The sequence below is a fragment of the Bradyrhizobium sp. CSS354 genome, assembly GCF_029051725.1.
Taxonomy (GTDB): domain Bacteria; phylum Pseudomonadota; class Alphaproteobacteria; order Rhizobiales; family Xanthobacteraceae; genus Bradyrhizobium.
This window is the reverse complement of sequence record NZ_JAACFU010000018.1, coordinates 37,921-56,288: the sequence shown is the minus strand read 5'-3', so window position 1 is coordinate 56,288 and position 18,368 is coordinate 37,921. Positions and strand designations below refer to the sequence as shown.

Genomic DNA, 18,368 nt, shown 5'->3' with positions numbered 1-18,368 from the left:
AAAATATGCGCGCAAATGCGCGTGTTCGCGTTCAATCAGTGCGAGCAAAGCTGTATTGATGCACTGCGGGAAAAAATCTCTGCCTTTTTTTCGGCAGAGTTCCAGCGCCTGCTTGCACGCATGTCGCGTGCATCGTTCAACACATCCTCTTCACCCTCCGACAACACTGCGGAATCCGAAGCTGACGCTTGCAGGGAGCAAACTCGGCGGACGCTCCTGATGAGTGCGCTGGCCACCACGGCGTGTCTCGCCTGTTCCACGCAGGTCCACGCGGGCGAGGATGCGCCCGGCTCCGACGAGCGGCCTCAGAAAGGCGATCTGCTCGTATTCTCCGAAGGCGACCAGGAGGGGAAGCCCGTCACCGCGGCCGCTCTGTCGGCCGGCGGACCGCCGGTGCATGCCTGGCCGAAAGATCCGAAGACATCGGTCGTGCGCAGCGCCTCGCGCCTCAACGAGATCCTGATCATCCGGCTCGACCCCGCCGAGCTCGACGAGCAGACGAAAGCGCGCGCCGTCGACGGCATCATCGCCTATTCGGCAATCTGCTCGCATGCCGGCTGTCCCGTCACAGCCTGGGTGAAGAGCGATGTCGGCGACAAGGAAGTGCTCAAATGCATGTGCCACAACTCCGAATACGATCCTCGCGCGGGCGCGCAGGTCGTATTTGGGCCGGCGCCGCGACGGCTCGCTGCGCTGCCGCTGACGCTGGCTGACGGCTCGCTCAGCGTCGCCGGAAACTTCATCGGAAAGGTAGGTGGCGCGCAGCCGGGATGATGGGCGTGCGGGTTGTGCCCGCGTCACGAGAGACCGCATCCGCCGATGGGCGGACGACGGGACGAACGACAAGAATTCAAACAAGAATTCAAACGGATGAAAAGGGGAACGCCATGACCAGGAAGCAGTGGTTACTGTCCGGCTTCGTCGCCTTCACATGTCTTGCATCGACTCTTGCCTCGACCGTCGCCGTATCAGGCCCGATCGAGAATTATTCTCCGGTCACCGCGCAGCGATTGGAAAATCCGGAGCCCGCCAATTGGATGCTTTACCGGCGGACCTATGACGGGCAGGGCTACAGCCCGCTCGACCAGATCAACGCCTCCAACGTGAAGAACCTGACGCCGGTCTGGACCTTCGCGACCGGCGTGGTCGAAGGTCACGAAGCGCCGCCGATCGTCAACAACGGCGTGATGTTCGTGGCGACCCCGATGGGGCAGGTGATCGCGCTGAACGCCAAGACCGGCGACGAATATTGGCGCTACAAGCGGCAGCTCCCCGACGATCTGTTCCAGTTGCATCCGACCAGCCGCGGCGTCGGCCTGTGGGAGGACAAGCTCTATCTCGCCACCACCGACGACCATGTCGTCGCGCTCGACGCCAAGACCGGCAAGGTGGTGTGGGACACCAAGGTGCAGGACTACAAGAAGGGCCAGTACATGACCCTGATGCCGCTGATCATCGACGGCAAGGTCATCGTTGGCGGCTCCGGCGGCGAGTTCGGCGTGCGCGGCTATGTCGCCGCCTATGATGCCAAGGACGGCAAGGAGCTGTGGCGGACCTATACCATTCCGGGCGAAGGCGAGCCCGGCCACGATACGTGGCAGGGCGACGACTGGAAGAACGGCGGCGGCTCGGCCTGGATGACCGGCAATTACGACAAGGAGACCAAGACGATTTATTGGGGGGTCGGCAACGCAGCGCCGTGGCCCGGCGAGATGCATCCCGGCGATAATCTCTATACCTCCTCGGTGCTCGCGCTCGATCCGAACACCGGCAAGATCAAGACCTATCACCAGTATCACCAGAACGATTCCTGGGACTGGGACGAGGTCGAAGCGCCGATGTTGATCGACCTGCAACGCGACGGTCGCAACATCAAGAGCCTGGTCCATCCGGGACGCGACGCGATCTTCTGGATACTCGAGCGCACGCCGACCAAGATCAACTACGTTGCCGGCTGGCCGTTCGTCTCCACCGACGTCTGGAAGGGCATCGACGCCGAGAGCGGCAGGCCGATCGTCGATCCCGCGCACAAGCCGATGGTCGGCAAGCGCGTGGAATTCTGTCCGTCGCTGTGGGGCGGCAAGGATTGGCCGTCGGCGGCCTACAGCCAGAAGACCGGCCTCGTCTACGTGCCCGCCAACGAGAATTTCTGCGGCGGGTTCACCGGCGAGAAGGTTCCGCTCAAGCCCGGCGAGCTCTGGCTCGGGACAAAGCCGGAGGACATAGGCCTGAAGACGAAGCCGGGTGCCGATCATTTCGGCGAGCTCCAGGCCTGGGATCCCGTCACGGGCAAGAAGATGTGGCAACACAACTTCCCGAAATCGCAGCTGTTCGGCTCAGTGACGGCAACCGCGGGCGATCTCGTCTTCGTGGGCGGCACCAACGACCGCAACTTCCGCGCCTTCAACGCCAAGAGTGGCGAGCTGCTGTGGGAGCAGAAGACCAACTCCGGCATCATGGGCATGCCAGTGTCTTATGAGATCGACGGCACGCAATACATCGCGATCCAGTCGGGATGGGGCGTGGATGCGCAGCGCATCCAGGATGCACTCGTGACCAATAATATCGGCATCGAAGCCAACGTGCCGCAGGGTGGCGTGATCTGGGTGTTCGCGCTGAAGAAGTAGGCTCCGCTGGCGGATCGAAAGTAGCGGAGTGTCAGGGGGCAAATGCGGCGGACGGCAGCGTCCGCCGCATTTTGCGTGCGTGACGGGATTGTTGCCCACGCCACGAAAGTCGTCATGCCCGGCTTGTCCCGGGCATCCACGGTCTTCGTGTCATAGCAACGCTCGTAGACGGCCGGGACAAGCCCGGCCACGACGATGCGCTCGCACGCAACGCGAGATCGCTATTTCCCCTCGCGCTCGACCTTGTCCTTTTCCTTCTGGTTCATCTCGCGAACCTTGGGATCGGGATTGTGCTGCCCGGTGGTCTGGGTGGTCGAAGGGGGCGGGGCATTGGCGTTGGGCAGGGAGTTCTGGTCCGGCGTGCTGGGGCGCGTCGCCGTGGTCGGCGGCGTGGTGTTGCTCTGGGCGTATGCGCCAGTGGCCGTCAAAAGAAAGGCGCCCGACAGCAACGAGACTGCGAGCGCCCTTGAGATGTTGGTCATCGATCTGCTCCTGTCAGATCGATGCAAACGGCGCGAGGCCGCCTTGTGTTCCCGCCTTTATGCTTCCAATTGCTTGCCAAGCGGCAGGCTGCGGATGCGTTTTCCGGTCGCGGCGAAGATGGCGTTCATCAGCGCCGGCGCGAATGGCGGGACACCGGGCTCGCCCACGCCGCTCGGCGGCATGTCGGGTCCGGGCGGCACGATGTAGACGTTGGTTACCACAGGAGATTCGTCCATCCTGAGGACCTGGAAGTCGTCGAAGTTCTTCTGCTGCACCTTGCCGTCCTTGAAGGTGATCTCGCCGTACTTGGCGAGACTGAGCCCCATGATTGCAGCACCCTCGATTTGCGAGGCGATGCGCTCGGGGTTGACATAGGTGCCGCAGTCGATGGCAGTGTCCACCCGCGGCACCGTCAGCTTGCCCTTGTCGTCGACGGCCACCTCGACGATGGTCGCGATATAGCTGACGAAGCTGCGGTGTACGGCGATGCCGAGGCCATGGCCCTTCGGCACCTGACGGCCCCATTCGCCCTTCTCGGCGACCAGCTCGACCACCTTGCGCAGGCGCGCGGTGTCGATCGGATAGCTGTCCAAGGGCTCGCCGTAGTTCCACATGTCCTTCACAGCAGGCTTGACGATGCGCGGGCTGCCGATCAGCGCGAGCAGCGTCTCCTTCTGGTCGCGGCCGGTCGCATGGGCGATCTCACCCACCATCGACTGCACCGCAAAGGCGCGCGGGATGTTCGAGACCGAGCGGAACCAGCCGATGCGGGTGAACGCCGCGGCCTCCGGGTTCTCGCAGGAGATGTTCGCGATCTCGAACGGCATATCGACCAAGCCCATGCCGAGTTCGAAGGGGGCCTCGTTCTTGGCACCCGCGGCGAACGTCGAAGCGATGGTCGGGGCGACGCTGCGATGGCGCCATGCGATCACCTTGCCACTCTTGTCGAGCCCCGCCTCGATCCGTTCCACGGAGACCGTGTGCAGGAAATCGTGGCGGACGTCGTCCTCGCGCGTCCACTGCACCTTGACAGGCACGCCGAGCTCCTTCGACAGCAGCGCGGCCTCGAGCGCAAAGTCGCATTTCGACTTGCGGCCGAAGCCGCCGCCGAGCAGCGTGACGTTGACGGTGACATTGCCCTCGGGAATGCCGAGCGTCTTCGCGACGTCCTCGCGCGTACCGCCCGGGCTCTGCACCGGCGCCCAGATCTCCGCCTTGTCACCCTTGACGTCGGCGACCGCCACCGGCGGCTCCATGCTGACATGGGCAAGATGCGGCAGATAATATTCGCCGACGACGACCTTGTCGGCGCCCTTCAGAGCAGCCTCGGCGTCGCCTTCCTGGCGCACGACAAGGCCCGGCTTGCGTGAGGCTTCCTCGAGCTCCTTGCGGTAGGCGACGGAGTCGTATTTGCCGTTGGCGCCATCGTCCCACGTCAGCTTCAGCGCGTCGCGGCCCTTGATCGCCGCACCGGTGTTGCGGGCGATCACGGCAACGCCGCCGAGCGGTTGGAATTTCGACGGCCACGGCCAGCCGCGCACTTGCATCACCTTCTCGACGCCCGGAACCTTCAGCGCGGCGTCCGGATCGAACTTGACCAGCTTGCCGCCTGTTACCGGCGGGCGGGCGATCACGGCATACTTCATGCCAGGCAGCCGCACGTCGGCACCGTAACGCGCCTTGCCGGTGGTGATGTCGTGGAGATCGACGATGCCGATCTGGCCCTTGCCGAGATAGCGGAAGTCCTTGGGGTCCTTCAGCTTGAGCCCTTCGATGCTCGGCACCGATTCCTTGGCGGCATCGGCTGCGAGCTCGCCGAAGCCGAGCTTGCGGCTCGTCGCGCTGTGGACGACCTCGTGATTGACGGCCTTGACCTCGGTGGCCGGCACCCCCCAGCGCTTGGCGGCGGCTTGCTCGAGCATGGTGCGGGCGGAGGCGCCGATCTGGCGCATCGGCATCAAATAATGCCGCGTGCTGCGCGAGCCGTCGGTGTCTTGGTTGCCGAATTTGACCTCGTCGCCATGGGCCTGTTCCACCTTGACCCGGGACCAGTCGGCTTCCATCTCCTCGGCCACGATCAGCGGCAGGCTGGTGCGCACGCCGGTGCCCATCTCGGCGCGGTGGGCGAGGATGGTGACAGTGCCGTCGGGTGCGACCGCGACGAACACGCGCGGATCGACCACGACGCCGTGCGGCATCTTGCCGGCGCCGGTCTCGTAGGCGAACGCCTGGCGTGACATCACGGGCGCCGCGAGCACGAAGCCGCCGGTGATGCCGAGCCCCTTCAAGATGCTGCGGCGCGAAACCTTCTCGACCTTGATGTTCTTCTCGAAGCCACGCAGCTTCTTGGGGTTGTCGATGAAATTCATGTCACACTCCCGTCGATGCGAGATGGACCGCATTCTCGATGCGCTGGTAGCAGCCGCAGCGGCAGATGTTGCCGGACATCGCTTCGCGGATCTGGTCGTGCGACGGCTTTGGATTGTCCATCAGCAGCGCAGCCGCCTGCATGATCTGGCCTGCCTGGCAGAAGCCGCATTGGGGAACGTTGACCTGGCGCCAGGCCTTCTGCACCGGGTGATCGCCGTTCGGATGCAGTCCTTCGATCGTCGTGACCTCGCGGCCGGCGACGTCGTTGATCGACGTGATGCAGGCGCGCACGGCTTCCTTGTCGACGATGACGGTGCAGGCGCCGCACAGGGCCTGGCCACAGCCGAACTTGGTGCCGGTCAGCCCGGCCTCGTCGCGCAGGAACCAGAGTAGCGGGAGATCCGGGTCGCCGTCCCAGCTCTGTTCCTGGCCATTGATCTTCACCTTGATCATGATCGTCCCTCGCTCTTCATAAGCTTGCTGATTTCAGATTTTCCAGATGCCGGTCGGTGCAGTGCCCGCTGCGCGGCGTCGCATTCTAGCGGTCATCCCGCGCGGGCAGATCCCGGCAGGAATCAGGAATGCCTATGTCATGTCCGGATGTGTTCGATACCTCCCGTCGTGTTCTTGATTATTGAATTCGCGCGGCATCGTCACGTCGCGATCGTAGCGGGATCGCTTCAGTCTGGCGTTCACAGCCAAGTATTCTTGAGTCAGCTGTTCTCGATGGGAAAAGATTGCAACGAAGGTTTGTCAAAAGCAGGGCGCGCCGGATCACGCCGCGCGCCTCTCGATACGGGCATAATGAAAAAAGCTTCGTCCGCCAGAAGACCTGTGCGGACGAAGCAGGATGCCTCAGTCGAGGGAGGGAGAAACGCAGGCGCCGCGGACTTCAAGCAGGAAGCCGGCGGCCCTGCGCAGTCATTCAGAGACCAGGACTGAGGGAGCTGACGGCCCTCACACAAGCGCAGTTCAGAAGCGGCGGCATCGCCGCGATGGTCCCGAGGCCGGCTCCGTCCGCGCGCTGGCTGTGGTGGAACCAGCGAACGGGCGGGGCGTGGCAAACGTCAGGCGGCCTTTGCTTAGGCGGCTTTGGCTTTCGCCACGTGCGTCGCGATCGCGTCCATCAGCGCCGGCGACAAGCAGTCATAGGGCTCAAGTCCAAGTTCCTTGAACCGAGCCCGTATTCCGCCCATCTGCTCCGGCTTCACGCCCGATTCGATCACCGACGAGACGAAGGCGGCGAATTGCGGCGCCTGCGAACCCTGCTCCTGGAACAGTTCGGGGTGGATGAAGTCGAGGCCGTAGAACGGGTGGCCCTTGTTCTCGATGCGGCCGTACATGTGCGTGCCGCAGGCCTTGCAGGCGTAGCGCTGGATCACCGCCGATGGATCGACGATCTGGAGCTTGTCGCCGTTCTCGAGCACGGTGACGTTCTGACGCGGTACCACAGCGACGACGGAGAAATTCGCGCCTTGCGGCTTCCAGCACTTGGTACAGCCACAGGCGTGGTTGTGCGCGACGTCGCCCTTGACGGCGACCTTGACCTGATGGTCGCTGCATTTGCAGGCGAGCGTGCCGCCGGCAAAGCTGCCGCTGCCCTGTTTGAGGCCGTTATCGATCGAGGGATGGAGTGCAACAGTCATGGGTCGATCCTCCTTGGGGGTGACGCTTTTCGAGCTAGAACACGACGACTGAACGGATCGATTTGCCCTCATGCATCAGGTCGAAGCCCTTGTTGATGTCTTCGAGCTTGAGCGTGTGGGTAATCATCGGGTCGATCTGGATCTTTCCGTTCATGTACCAGTCGACAATCTTCGGCACGTCGGTGCGGCCCCGCGCGCCGCCGAAGGCGGTGCCGCGCCAGTTTCGCCCGGTGACGAGCTGGAACGGGCGGGTAGCGATCTCCTTGCCGGATTCGGCAACGCCGATGATGATCGAGGTGCCCCAGCCGCGATGGCAGGCTTCGAGCGCCTGGCGCATCACTGTGGTGTTGCCGGTGCAGTCGAAGGTGTAGTCGGCGCCTCCGTCCGTCAGGGTCACGAGATGCGGGACGATGTCGCCGGTGATCTTCTTGGGATTGACGAAATCGGTCATGCCGAACCGGCGTCCCCATTCCTCCTTGGAATCGTTGATGTCGACGCCGATGATCTTGTCCGCGCCAGCCATCTTGGCGCCCTGGATCACGTTCAGGCCGATGCCGCCGAGGCCGAACACGACCACGTTGGAGCCCGGCTCGACCTTGGCGGTGTTGACGACGGCGCCGACGCCGGTGGTGACGCCGCAGCCGATGTAGCAGCTCTTGTCGAACGGCGCGTCCTCGCGGATCTTGGCGACCGCGATCTCCGGCAGCACGGTGAAGTTCGAGAAGGTCGAGCAGCCCATGTAGTGGTAGATCGGCTTGCCCTTGTAGGAGAAGCGGCTGGTACCGTCGGGCATTACGCCTTTGCCCTGCGTCGCGCGGATCGCGGTGCAGAGATTGGTCTTCTGGCTGAGGCAGCTTTTGCATTGCCGGCATTCCGGCGTGTAGAGCGGGATGACATGGTCGCCCGGCTTCACCGAGGTCACGCCAGGACCGATCTCGCGGATGATGCCCGCGCCCTCATGCCCCAGGATCGACGGGAAGATTCCCTCGCTGTCGAAGCCGTCGAGCGTGTAGGCGTCGGTATGGCAGATGCCCGTCGCCTTGATCTCGACCAGGACTTCGCCAACCTTCGGTCCTTCCAGATCGACTTCGACAATCTCGAGCGGCTTCTTGGCTTCGAAAGCGACGGCGGCACGTGTCTTCATCGTAAACTCCTCAAATCCAGCAGGGCGCCAAGAACCAGGTCCTGGTCGGGCTCCGCACGTTCACTTCTTGCCCATGCACGAATCTTCGTTCTTGGTATAGGCGTCGTTCTTGTCCTCGTGCTTGCCGGGTCTTGTGCGGCCCCAGGCCTCGTTGGACCGGGCGCGCAGATAGACGTAGAGATCGTCCATGTAGCAGGCGACGTTCGGGTTATCGCCGAAGGCCGGCATCACGTTGTCTGTGGCAGTCGAGATGTTCTTGCGGCCGGAGGCGACGACGCCGAGAAAATCGGCATAGCTCATCGTCTTCAGCGAATCCTTCAGCGCCGGGGCGTAGGTCGAGCCCATTCCATCCGGGCCGTGACACACATGGCAGTCCGAGTGATAGCGGCGATATCCGGAATAGGTGTACCAGTCGACGGATCCGTCAGTGACCTTGTAGGTTGGGTTGCCTTCCTTGTCGGACCATTCGCCGGTTTCGTTCTGCTTGACGGCAGTCGGGTCACCTGAGCCGTCCGCGACGGCAATTCCCCCGGACGCGACCAAGAACATCGCAGCAATGGCAGAGCAGATTTTACGCAAGAGATTTTCCTCGGAAGGCATTCGGTGAGACGAGCCGGCGCGTGGAGTTGATCCACGCGCCGGAGCGATGCTGAGAGGTCTAGTTGGGCAGCGAGAACACGGTCAGCGTACCGCCGAGTGCCGTGTAGTTGCTGAGCGCCGCGTAGCCACCGACTGCGCCGAGACCGGCGGTCGGATCGGTCAGGCCTGCCGCCAGACCGATGCCGGCCCAGCCGCCCACGCCGGAGAGCACTGCGACATACTGCTTGCCGCCGTTCTCATAGGTGGTGACGTTGCCGATGATGCCGGAGGGAGTCTTGAACTTGTAGAGCTCCTTGCCGGTCTTGGCGTCGACTGCCTTCAGGTAGCCTTCGAGCGTTCCGTAGAACACCACGTTGCCCGCGGTTGCGAGCGCACCCGACCAGACCGAGAACTGCTCCTTGTTCGACCAGACGATCTTGCCGGTCTTGCCGTCCCAGGCGATGAAGTTACCCATGTGGGTTTCACCCTGCGGCGGATACATCGAGAGCGTCGCACCCACATAGGGCTGGCCCGCGGTGTAGCTCACCTTGAACGGTTCGTAGTCCATGCAGACGTGGTTGGTCGGAACGTAGAACAGCTGCGTGTCCGGCGAGTAGGCTGCTGGCTGCTCGTCCTTGGTGCCGAGCGCGGCCGGGCAGATGCCCTTCACGTTGTGGTCCTCGCCCGCCTTGTCGGTCGAAGCTGCGTCAAGCACCTTCGGGCGGCCGTAGGTCGGCGAGTTCTTGTCCATGTCGACGCCGGAGGTCCAGTTCACCTTCGGATCGTATTTTTCGGCGACCAGGAGTTCACCGGTGGCACGATCGAGCGTGTAGCCGAGGCCGTTACGATCGAAGTGCGTCAGCAGCTTGCGGGGCTGGCCGTTGATGGCCTGGTCCGAGAGGATCATCTCGTTGACGCCGTCATAGTCCCACTCGTCGTGGGGCGTCATCTGATAAACCCACTTGGCCTGCCCGGTGTCAGGGTTGCGAGCCCAGATCGTCATCGACCATTTGTTGTCGCCGGGACGCTGCTTCGGATTCCAGGTCGAGGGATTGCCCGATCCGTAGTAGACGAGGTTCAGCTCGGGGTCGTAGGAGATCCAGCCCCAGGTGGCCCCGCCGCCGATCTTCCACTGATCGCCTTGCCAGGTCTTCAGGCTCGAGTCCTTGCCGACCGGCTTGCCGAGTGCGGTGGTCTTCTCTGCGTCGACCAGGATCTGATCATCCGGCCCTTCAGAGTAGCCGCGCCAAGCCAGCTTGCCGGTCTTGATGTCGTAGGCGGTCATATGGGCCTGAACACCGAACTCGCCGCCGGAGATGCCGATCAGCACCTTGTCCTTCACGACGAGCGGCGCCGAGGTGCCGGTCTCGCCCTTGCCGGGATCGCCATTCTTGACGGTCCATGCAACCTGACCGGTCTTGGCATCGAGCGCGACCAGGGTGGTGTCGGCCTGATGCAGGAAGATCTTGCCGTCGCCGTAAGATACGCCGCGGTTGACTGTGTCGCAGCACATCACGGGGATGACGTTCGGATCCTGCTTCGGCTCGTACTTCCAGACAATCTTGTTCTCGTTCGAAAGGTCAATAGCGTAGACCTTGTTCGGGAATGGCGTGTGGACGTACATCATGTTGCCGATGATCAGCGGGCCGCCTTCATGGCCGCGCAGCACGCCGGTCGAGAAGGTCCAGGCGACCTGGAGCTTGCCGACGTTTTGAGCATTGATCTGGTTGAGCTTGGAATAGCGGGTATTTGCATAGTCGCCCGCCGGCATCACCCAGTCTTTCGGGTTCTGCGCCATCTTGTTCAGCTCGTCATTGGCTGACGCGCTGCCTACGGCGAGAGCCGCCGCGGACCCAAGAAAGGTCGCCAGTAGTACCTTGCGCATAGTCATTCCTCCGTTGTCTCGTTTATTTTTCCGAAGCATTGCTCAATCACCGGGCTTCTCGTCCGGTGTCTGCTCGTGCAGGGCGGTCACGTTTGGGACCAGAAACGATGCTGTGGTGCTTTCTCCTCCTGATGAGAGCTACGGGTCCACGTGCAGGAGCGGCCCGTTTTTGTTGTTCCTGATGCATCCGTAGCGACTTCGCCACCGGGAAACTTGCCCAAGAGAGAAGCTGGTTTGCTTGACAGCGCACGGCCGCGAAGATTTTGATTTTGCAGTAGCGAATTCAGCGGCTTCCGTAGCGCTTTGGGACCGCCTTCCACGCTTAGGTTCCCCTTGACGGCGCAGCAACTAAGGCGGAGGATTAACTTTCAAGGGTGGCAATGGAACGATGGCGCTCGTTCCACAAGATCGCTCAAAATCGAGGTAAACGTCACGCAATCACGGTTCAGGGCTCCGGCAGCGCGGCTCGCGATTCGCGTCAAAATCTCCGGATCAAACCAGTGGCTGGATTAATGTCCGACACAATTCACACGCTCTCGACGACGGGAATGACGCCGAAGCGGCAGATCCAGAGCTGGATCGACGGGCTGACGAGCCTGTGTGGGCATTTCGACGTCGATCCGCTGGAAGCGTCTTCGCTCGAAGGCCGCATCGACTACACCAGCGTCTCGCGCCTGAAGCTCTGCCAGATCGAGGTCAGCCAGCATCGCATCGCGCACACGCTGGCGCGCGCCAAGGCCAATGAACACCCGTATATCAAGATCCATTTCCAGACTTACGGTGTGTCCTATTTCGAGCAGGAAGGCCGCCACATCGAGCTGAACCCCGGCGACATCATCGCCTATGACGTCTCCTGTCCGCATTCGATCATCAGCCCGGCTTTCACGCGCCACGACGTGGTGATCGTGCCGAAGGCGCTGCTGCGCGACCGCGGATTCCCGTCGCAGCGGATGCCCGCCTGCAAATTGACCTCACGCACGGGGACGGGGCGGATCGCCCACGATTTCGTGCATGCGACCTTCGACGAGGCGGCCAAGCTGTCGGCGAACAGTGCAGTCGGCGTCGCCGATTCGCTGATCGACCTCTTGCTGCTGCCGCTGCGCGAGGCGGACACGATGCTCGATCGCGTCGGGCCCGAAGCGACCTATGTGCGCGCGCAGTTCTTCATCCGCGAACATTTGCGCGATCCGGATCTGTGCATCGACCAGATATCCAACGAGCTCGGTTGCTCCAAGCGCTATCTGCACATGCTGTTCTCGGAGCGCGGCACAACGGTGAGCGACTACATCTGGCAGGCGCGTCTTCAGAATTGCCGCCAGGAGCTCGAGGCCCACGCCGGCAAGACCATCACCGATGTCGCGTTCTCCTGGGGCTTCTCCAGCTCATCGCATTTCAGCCGGGTGTTCCGGAAATATTTCGGCGTGGTGCCGTCCTCGATCCACAAGGCGCAACAGGGCGCCGTTGCCGCGGACGAGCATTAGGCAAACGCCAGGCCCGGCGTCGACGACCAGGGTTGTCCGTCACACGCCCGCGATGTCTCTCACGCCGATATGGCGATGTAGGGAATGCTGGTCAGGAGAGCGACGAGCAAGACCGCGTTGCCCAGCATTCCACTCCAATGCAGTCGGCGTAGCCGGCGCGGGGCCTCGGCATCGCCGGCGTCCCTGGCGCTGAGCTGTTCGTCCATCCGTTGCATGAACCCGCGGCGCCCGTAGATCGCCAGGGCTGCAAGGAGGCCAACGCCCATCGCGGCGACCAAACGACCGTCGAGCAGGAAAGCGACCGTCCCAATCAGTCCGGCAACGCGCATCACCAGAAAATGCGCATTGAACATTCCGCGCAAAAGCTGGGCGACGGGCTGGATATCCAGCTTCACCAGCAGGAAGGCCGGAGACGCCAGCGTGAAATAGCCCATCGGAAAGAGCAGGATGATCATGACCGCTACGGCAACGCCATCCGGTGTCATGGGATCGGCCTTTCTTCTCCGCGCCGGTGAAACCTTTCCGCCAGCGTCGCACAATCATAGCGGGAAAATGCGCTTCCGGCACTAGGCTTTGGTCGGATGCCGCGCCGCGAAGGCCGTCTTGCCTCGCGGTTCAGGAGGGTTCGAGGCCGAGCGACCGCGCGCTCTCGATCCAGATCGGCAGCTCGCGCTGATACAGGGCGTTGGTGTCCTTAAAGCCGATCGCGGGCTCGAGCACGAACGTGTTGAGAACCTCCTTCACCTTCGGATCGCTGTTGGCAGCGACGCAAAGCTCCGCCAGGCGGTCGACGACCGGCTGCGGTGTCGCTTTCGGCACGGCCCAACCGGAGAAGCCGCTGACGGTGAAGAATTTCGACGTCGCGCCCTGCTCGGGCAGGGTCTTGATATCAGGGATGGCGTCGACCTTCTTCGAATGCACCGCGAACACGGTGCCGCGATCGCTCTGCAAAACCGATTGCGCTGCCGTGTAGCTGCCCATGGCGACATCGAGCGTACCTTCCAGCATGCCCGTCCACATCGGGGCTTCGCCGCGATAGTGGATCGGCTCGATGGCAAGGCCGTACTGCTTGTTGAGCTCGTGGACCGTCATATGCGGGGCCGAGCCCGCGCTATAGGTGCCGAAGTTGACCTTGCCGTTCTTGCGCGCAAAGGCGACGAAATCCTCCAGCGTCTTGACGCCGGTTTTCGGGTTCGCCACCAGCAACAAGCCGGCGCCCGGAATGACGCTGACGAGCGTCAGATCCTTGTCCATGTCGTAGCCCGGAGTCTTCATCACCACCCGGTTCATGATGTAGGTGGTCGAGATCGAGCACAGGATGGTGTGGCCGTCAGGCTCCGCGCGGGCAACCTCCGCCGTCCCGATCGCGCCGGCGGCACCGGGCTTGTTCTCGACGACGACGGTCTTTCCGACCTGCTTGGAGATGAATTCGCCATAAGCGCGTGCGAGCAGGTCGGTCTGTCCGCCGGCGGGATAGCTGCAAATCATGCGGATCTGCCGCGTTGGCCACGCAGCCTGCGCCGAGGCGCCGCGTGAGACGAAAGGCATCGCGAGTGTGGTGGTGCCGGCGGCGATGAAGTGGCGGCGATCGAGCCTTGCGGACATGATTCTCTCCCGGATTGTCGCCGACGGTACTGCATCGGGTCGCCTCTGCCATGGGTGGCAGGCGAGACAGATTGGCGCATTCGAAGGGCCGCATTGTGCCTATTCGGGCGTCATCCGGACGATCGCACCTTTCGCATGACACGCAGCCAGACGATTTCGGTCAGGGCTACCGCAAGCAAGCCGAAGGTGCCGCCGATCAGCACGTTGAGGATGCGCTCCTCCGCGATGCCGCTGGCGCTCCCAGCGAAAGAGGCGGCCAGCGCGATGAAGAAGCAGCGCAGACCGAAGCCGATGATGTAGCGGGAGAACGAGATCAGCGTGAGGGTGGCCGCGAGAACCGCGAGTGCATAGCCGACCCGGCTTGGCGGCAGCACCATGCCGGCAAGGAAGCCGAGCGGCACGCCGACGACGGCGCCGATCGCCCGCTGCTTCAGCTTGCCGGTAGAAGCGGCGAGATCGCCGACCACGACGCTTGCGGCCGACCACATCACCCATTGGCCCTGCGCGAGATCGAGGATATCGACCAGCGCCGCCGCAGCGAAAACCGCAAGGGCAGTTGCCGCTGCGGGCACAAACCACTCGGCCGCGGGCGCTCCGAACAGCTTCGCGGCATCGCCGCACCGTCGCTGGTCGTAAATCTGGATAGCGCAGACCAGAGCCAGCGCGATCGGGGAGGACACGATGATCATGCCGGCATGGCGCAGGGCTTCCGAGGCGCTCAAGCCCTCCCGCACCTCGCAGGCAAGATACACGGCGGGGATGAACACCCAATTCCCGAGCGTGCGGAAATGTTCGCCATGGCGTGTCACCGCGACCGCAAGGAATCCGGCGAGAGCCGTCAGCACTGCGAATAGCGGCTTGATCGGGCTCGCTAGGAACAGCGCGGCAAAGGTGAGGAGGATGGCGAGATAATGCCACGCGACGACTTTCGGCGGCAGGTGCAACCTGAGCGCAGGAATGAGCAACGAGACCGCGACCAAACCAAGATTCAGCAGCGCCGTCTCGCGCGCGACGAAATAGGCGGCGATCACCGGGCCGACGACGATCAGCGCCCGCACCAGCTCGCCGGTCTTGATTTCCCGGGCGAGGAGGTCGCGCAGGTTGGCAGTAGTGGTCAGGGAATTCACGGGGCACCGAAAGGGCGAATGAGAACGCAGACATCATACGGTGCGGGGCGCCACTAAGCGAGTCGATGCCGTCAGGTTGATTCAAGAGATGCGCCGTCGCCGCTCCACACTCCGTCATTGCGAGCGTAGCGAAGCAATCCAGTCTTTCTCTGAAGGGACTCTGGATTGCTTCGCTACGCTCGCAATGACGATGTTGATGCAGTTGCGGGCGAAGATTTAAGTCTCGAGACTGGACACAGGGGGACGCGAGAACGTCAACGCTGAATGATCTTCATCCAGACGTCACCGAGGACCGCAGGCTCCCGCGGCGGCAGATAGGTCAGCCCCGCCTGTATTCCGAATTCGGCGATCTTACCCTCGGCAGCAAGCCCGGTCAGCGCCTTGTTGACGGCGTCGATCAGCGCGGGATCGCTGGCCAGCCCGACATAGCTGCGATTAGCCCCGATCGGATAGTAGCCGGACGCGGTAATCGCCGTATCGGGGTGCGCGGCGCGATGGGCGTCGAGGCGGCCGAGGTCGATCAGCGTTGCGTCATAGTCGCCACGGGCAAGTGCGCCGAGGAGATCATCGCGGCCGGGGACGAGATGCGTGATGTCATCGATCAGGCGCCCCTTGTCGAAGGTCATGAGGATCGCATCGCCGAGCGAGCCGCTCTCGATGACGAGGCGCAGACCGGCGAGGTCGCCGATATCGCCGATCTTGCGACCCCGCGCCTTCGGTCCGAGCACGACCGTCATCGGCGAGTAGACATAGGGCTGGCTCGGCGCGAGCACGCCGAGCGCGACGCGGCGGCGCCGGTCGTCGCGCGTGGCGCCGGCAAAATCCGGCAGGCGCGCCGTTTTCATGCCGGGCTTGACGAGGGAGTCGGTCGTCAGCGCATAGCCGCCGACGAGCGAGCAGCGCCCGTCGGACAGCAGCGCATTGGCCTCGAGCTGCGGGCTCGAATCCTCATCCAGCTTGCTCTCGAACCACTGGATCGTCAGCGGCCGTCCGAGCCGGTCGGCGAGCGCCTGCGCCAGCAGCACGTCGAAACCCGAGCCCGGCTTGCCCTTGTGATGCACCGAGAGCGGTGGCCGGTCCTCGTCGAGACAAATCTTGAGCGGGTCGTCGGCCGCGCGTGCAGCCGTAGCCGCCGCCGCGAGGATCGCGGCAATGCTCCAAGCGACCAGCCAGCGCCTCATGGTTTTCTCCGGCTCGAGATGAAGGCCCAGAGATTCCCGATCTCCTCGTCGCTGAGAATATCGGCCCAGGGCGGCATCTTGTTGTTCTTGCCGTTCTTCACGGTGGTGACGAAGCGCGTCTTGTCGTCGGGGAAGGCGCGCAAGTCCGGCGTGATGGTGCCGGGGTTCATCATGTTGGGGCCGTGGCAGTGCGAGCATTTCTCGGCATAGGTCGACTTGCCGTGGTCGATCTGTGCCTGCACGGGTTTGCCGCTTGAATCATCCGCGGCACGAACGGTCGCCGCAAGCGCGACCTTCAGCACCGCGACGGTGGCGAGGATCGCCACCGTCTTGTGGGATAGCTTTCTCAGCATCGTGCCGGGGTTATTGCTTGACCGCAAAAACCCAAAGCGAGCCGCCGGGCGGCACTTTGGCCAGCCGTTCGTCGCCAGAGAACAGCGAGTAGACGCCGCCATAGCCGCTCGTCACCGCGACGTACTGCACGCCGTCCTGCTGCCAGGTCACCGGTTGTCCCTCGATGCCCGAGCCGGTCTGGAACTGCCAGAGCTTCTTGCCGGTGTCGGCATCAAAGGCCTCGAACTCCCCGGTCAGCGCCCCCGAGAACACGACGCCGCCCGCGGTCGACAGCACGCCGGAGAAGCGCGGGATGTCGCTTGGTGCTTCCCACTTCGCCTTGCCGGTCATGGGATCGATCGCCTTCAGATGACCGCGCGGGCCGTCACCCCATTCCCAGAGATCGGTGAGGTCCATGCCGAGGTACCATTCACCCTGCTTGAAGGTGGCGGGTTCGGTCTTGTACCTGCCGCCGAAGGCGAGCGTGTTGGCGTAGGCGAGGCCGGTCTGCGGATTGAACGACATCGGCTCCCAGTTCTTGCCGCCGAGGATCGACGGATAGACTGTCACCTTCTTGCCCTCACGCGCGTCCTTCGAGACGTCGGTCTCGATGGGACGTCCGGTCTTCATGTCGATTCCGGTCGCCCAGTTGACCTTTACGTAAGGATTGGCCGCGAGCAGCTTTCCGTTGGTGCGGTCGAGCACGTAGAAGAAGCCGTTGCGGTTGGCGTCCATGAGCACCTTGGTCGGCTTGCCCTCGACGTTCATGTCGGCGAGGACCATCTCGGCCACGCTGTCATAGTCGAACGGATTGTTGGGCGAGAACTGGTAGTGCCACTTGATCTTGCCGGTCTTGGGATCCATCGCCAGCACGGAGCAGGTGTAGAGGTTGTCGCCTGGGCGCACCGCCGAGTTGAACGGTCCGGGATTGCCGATACCCCAATAGACCGTGTTCAGCTCGGGATCATAGGAGCCCGTAATCCAGGTCGAGCCACCGCCGAGCTTCCAGGTATCGCCCTTCCAGGTGTCGCCGCCGGGCTCGTCCGGGGAGGGGATCGAATGGGTGCGCCACAAATGCTTGCCTGTTGCCGGATCCCAGCCGTCGATGAAGCCGCGGGTGCCAAACTCGGCGCCGGAGATGCCGGTGATCACGACGCCGTCGGCGACCAGCGGCGCCACCGTCATCGAATATCCCTCCTTGATATCGGCCGCCTTCTGCCGCCACAGCTCCTTGCCGTCCTTGGCGTCGAGCGCGATCACGTTGGCGTCGAGCGTGGTGCGGAACACCTTGCCCTCATAGAGCGCGGCGCCGCGGTTGATGATGCCGCAGCAGACGATGCGCGGCGTTTCGGCAGGATACTCGACCTTGGATTTCCAGATCTGCTTGCCGGTCTTGGCGTCGACCGCCATGGTCGCGTTGTGCGACGTCACGTAGATCACGCCCTGGTACACCAGCGGCTGCGATTCCTCGCTGCGATCGTCGTTGAAAGAGTAGTTCCAAACCGGGACAAGGTTCTTGACGCTGTCCTTGTTGATCTGGTTCAGCGTCGAGAAACGCTGGAGATTGTAGCCCATCCCGTAGTTGAGAACGTTCGATGTATCGGTCGCACCCTTGACCAGCTGCTCGCTGGTTTGTGCATTTGCACAAGACGATGCAAGCATGACGAGGCCCGCGGCCATCGCAAAGCGTTTCATCCGTTCCTCCCAATATGCGCGCCTATTGACGCTGCGACAGCAACACTCCGCCCTAATGCAAAACGCGTCAATACGAAAGTCGCAATCGCGACGCCGATATGGTGGGCGACCGGATGTCGTCACCTGACGGAGACCTGACAAGCCATGCTCACTTGTGCGCAGGCGCTGAAGAAATTTCGCGGCATGATGCAGAGCGCGTGCGCGACGGCAGC

16 protein-coding genes are annotated in these 18,368 nt (G+C 63.1%); 3 read left to right on the top strand and 13 right to left on the bottom strand.

Annotated features, from left to right (window positions below; genetic code table 11):
- Window positions 1–120: 120 nt before the first annotated feature.
- Together GWG67_RS31060 and GWG67_RS31055 are read left to right on the top strand one after the other, a co-directional pair.
- Window positions 121–774, top strand: a complete 654-nt coding sequence (locus GWG67_RS31060; RefSeq protein ID WP_275173230.1) for a ubiquinol-cytochrome c reductase iron-sulfur subunit — start codon at window positions 121–123, stop codon at window positions 772–774.
- A gap of 113 nt (window positions 775–887) precedes the next feature.
- Window positions 888–2,627 carry a methanol/ethanol family PQQ-dependent dehydrogenase gene (locus tag GWG67_RS31055; RefSeq protein ID WP_275173229.1) on the top strand — a complete coding sequence of 580 codons (1,740 nt, stop codon included), beginning with the start codon at window positions 888–890 and terminating at the stop codon, window positions 2,625–2,627.
- A 221-nt stretch (window positions 2,628–2,848) separates the two neighbouring features.
- On the opposite strand, the gene GWG67_RS31050 is transcribed toward GWG67_RS31055, so the two are convergent.
- From GWG67_RS31050 to xoxF5, 7 genes are all read right to left on the bottom strand, one after another.
- On the bottom strand, window positions 2,849–3,109 hold the full coding sequence (locus GWG67_RS31050) for a hypothetical protein (protein ID WP_275173227.1): 261 nt from the start codon (window positions 3,107–3,109) through the stop codon (window positions 2,849–2,851).
- Window positions 3,110–3,166: 57 nt separating this feature from the next.
- Window positions 3,167–5,479, bottom strand: coding sequence for a molybdopterin cofactor-binding domain-containing protein (locus tag GWG67_RS31045; RefSeq protein WP_275173225.1), 2,313 nt, complete (start codon window positions 5,477–5,479; stop codon window positions 3,167–3,169).
- A 1-nt stretch (window position 5,480) separates the two neighbouring features.
- Window positions 5,481–5,933, bottom strand: coding sequence for a (2Fe-2S)-binding protein (locus tag GWG67_RS31040; protein WP_007612984.1), 453 nt, complete (start codon window positions 5,931–5,933; stop codon window positions 5,481–5,483).
- Window positions 5,934–6,562: 629 nt separating this feature from the next.
- On the bottom strand, window positions 6,563–7,126 hold the full coding sequence (gfa, locus tag GWG67_RS31035) for an S-(hydroxymethyl)glutathione synthase (protein ID WP_275173223.1): 564 nt from the start codon (window positions 7,124–7,126) through the stop codon (window positions 6,563–6,565).
- Between the two features lie 34 nt (window positions 7,127–7,160).
- Window positions 7,161–8,270, bottom strand: a complete 1,110-nt coding sequence (locus tag GWG67_RS31030; protein WP_027566533.1) for an S-(hydroxymethyl)glutathione dehydrogenase/class III alcohol dehydrogenase — start codon at window positions 8,268–8,270, stop codon at window positions 7,161–7,163.
- Between the two features lie 60 nt (window positions 8,271–8,330).
- Window positions 8,331–8,819 carry a c-type cytochrome, methanol metabolism-related gene (locus tag GWG67_RS31025; RefSeq protein ID WP_275173371.1) on the bottom strand — a complete coding sequence of 163 codons (489 nt, stop codon included), beginning with the start codon at window positions 8,817–8,819 and terminating at the stop codon, window positions 8,331–8,333.
- 109 nt (window positions 8,820–8,928) lie between these two features.
- Window positions 8,929–10,734 carry a lanthanide-dependent methanol dehydrogenase XoxF5 gene (gene xoxF5 / locus GWG67_RS31020; RefSeq protein WP_275173221.1) on the bottom strand — a complete coding sequence of 602 codons (1,806 nt, stop codon included), beginning with the start codon at window positions 10,732–10,734 and terminating at the stop codon, window positions 8,929–8,931.
- 512 nt (window positions 10,735–11,246) lie between these two features.
- On the opposite strand from xoxF5, the gene GWG67_RS31015 reads away from it, so the two are divergent.
- Window positions 11,247–12,215, top strand: a complete 969-nt coding sequence (locus GWG67_RS31015; protein WP_106946412.1) for a helix-turn-helix domain-containing protein — start codon at window positions 11,247–11,249, stop codon at window positions 12,213–12,215.
- Between the two features lie 59 nt (window positions 12,216–12,274).
- Here GWG67_RS31015 and GWG67_RS31010 read toward each other — a convergent pair whose 3' ends face one another.
- The 6 genes from GWG67_RS31010 to GWG67_RS30985 form a co-directional block, all read right to left on the bottom strand.
- Window positions 12,275–12,700, bottom strand: coding sequence for a hypothetical protein (locus tag GWG67_RS31010; protein ID WP_275173219.1), 426 nt, complete (start codon window positions 12,698–12,700; stop codon window positions 12,275–12,277).
- A gap of 130 nt (window positions 12,701–12,830) precedes the next feature.
- The gene (locus GWG67_RS31005) at window positions 12,831–13,820 is read right to left on the bottom strand and encodes a tripartite tricarboxylate transporter substrate binding protein (RefSeq protein ID WP_275173218.1); all 990 of its coding nucleotides are present in this window, start codon (window positions 13,818–13,820) and stop codon (window positions 12,831–12,833) included.
- 110 nt (window positions 13,821–13,930) lie between these two features.
- Window positions 13,931–14,947 carry an FUSC family protein gene (locus GWG67_RS31000; protein WP_275173217.1) on the bottom strand — a complete coding sequence of 339 codons (1,017 nt, stop codon included), beginning with the start codon at window positions 14,945–14,947 and terminating at the stop codon, window positions 13,931–13,933.
- Between the two features lie 254 nt (window positions 14,948–15,201).
- Entirely contained in the window at window positions 15,202–16,128 is a 927-nt protein-coding gene (locus tag GWG67_RS30995) for an ABC transporter substrate-binding protein (protein ID WP_275173216.1), read from the bottom strand.
- The gene (locus GWG67_RS30990) at window positions 16,125–16,481 is read right to left on the bottom strand and encodes a cytochrome c (RefSeq protein ID WP_275173214.1); all 357 of its coding nucleotides are present in this window, start codon (window positions 16,479–16,481) and stop codon (window positions 16,125–16,127) included. The genes GWG67_RS30995 and GWG67_RS30990 overlap by 4 nt, the downstream gene beginning before the upstream one ends.
- A gap of 10 nt (window positions 16,482–16,491) precedes the next feature.
- A complete protein-coding gene (locus GWG67_RS30985; protein WP_275173213.1) occupies window positions 16,492–18,156 on the bottom strand; it encodes a methanol/ethanol family PQQ-dependent dehydrogenase in 1,665 nt (554 codons plus the stop codon).
- Window positions 18,157–18,368 lie beyond the last annotated feature (212 nt).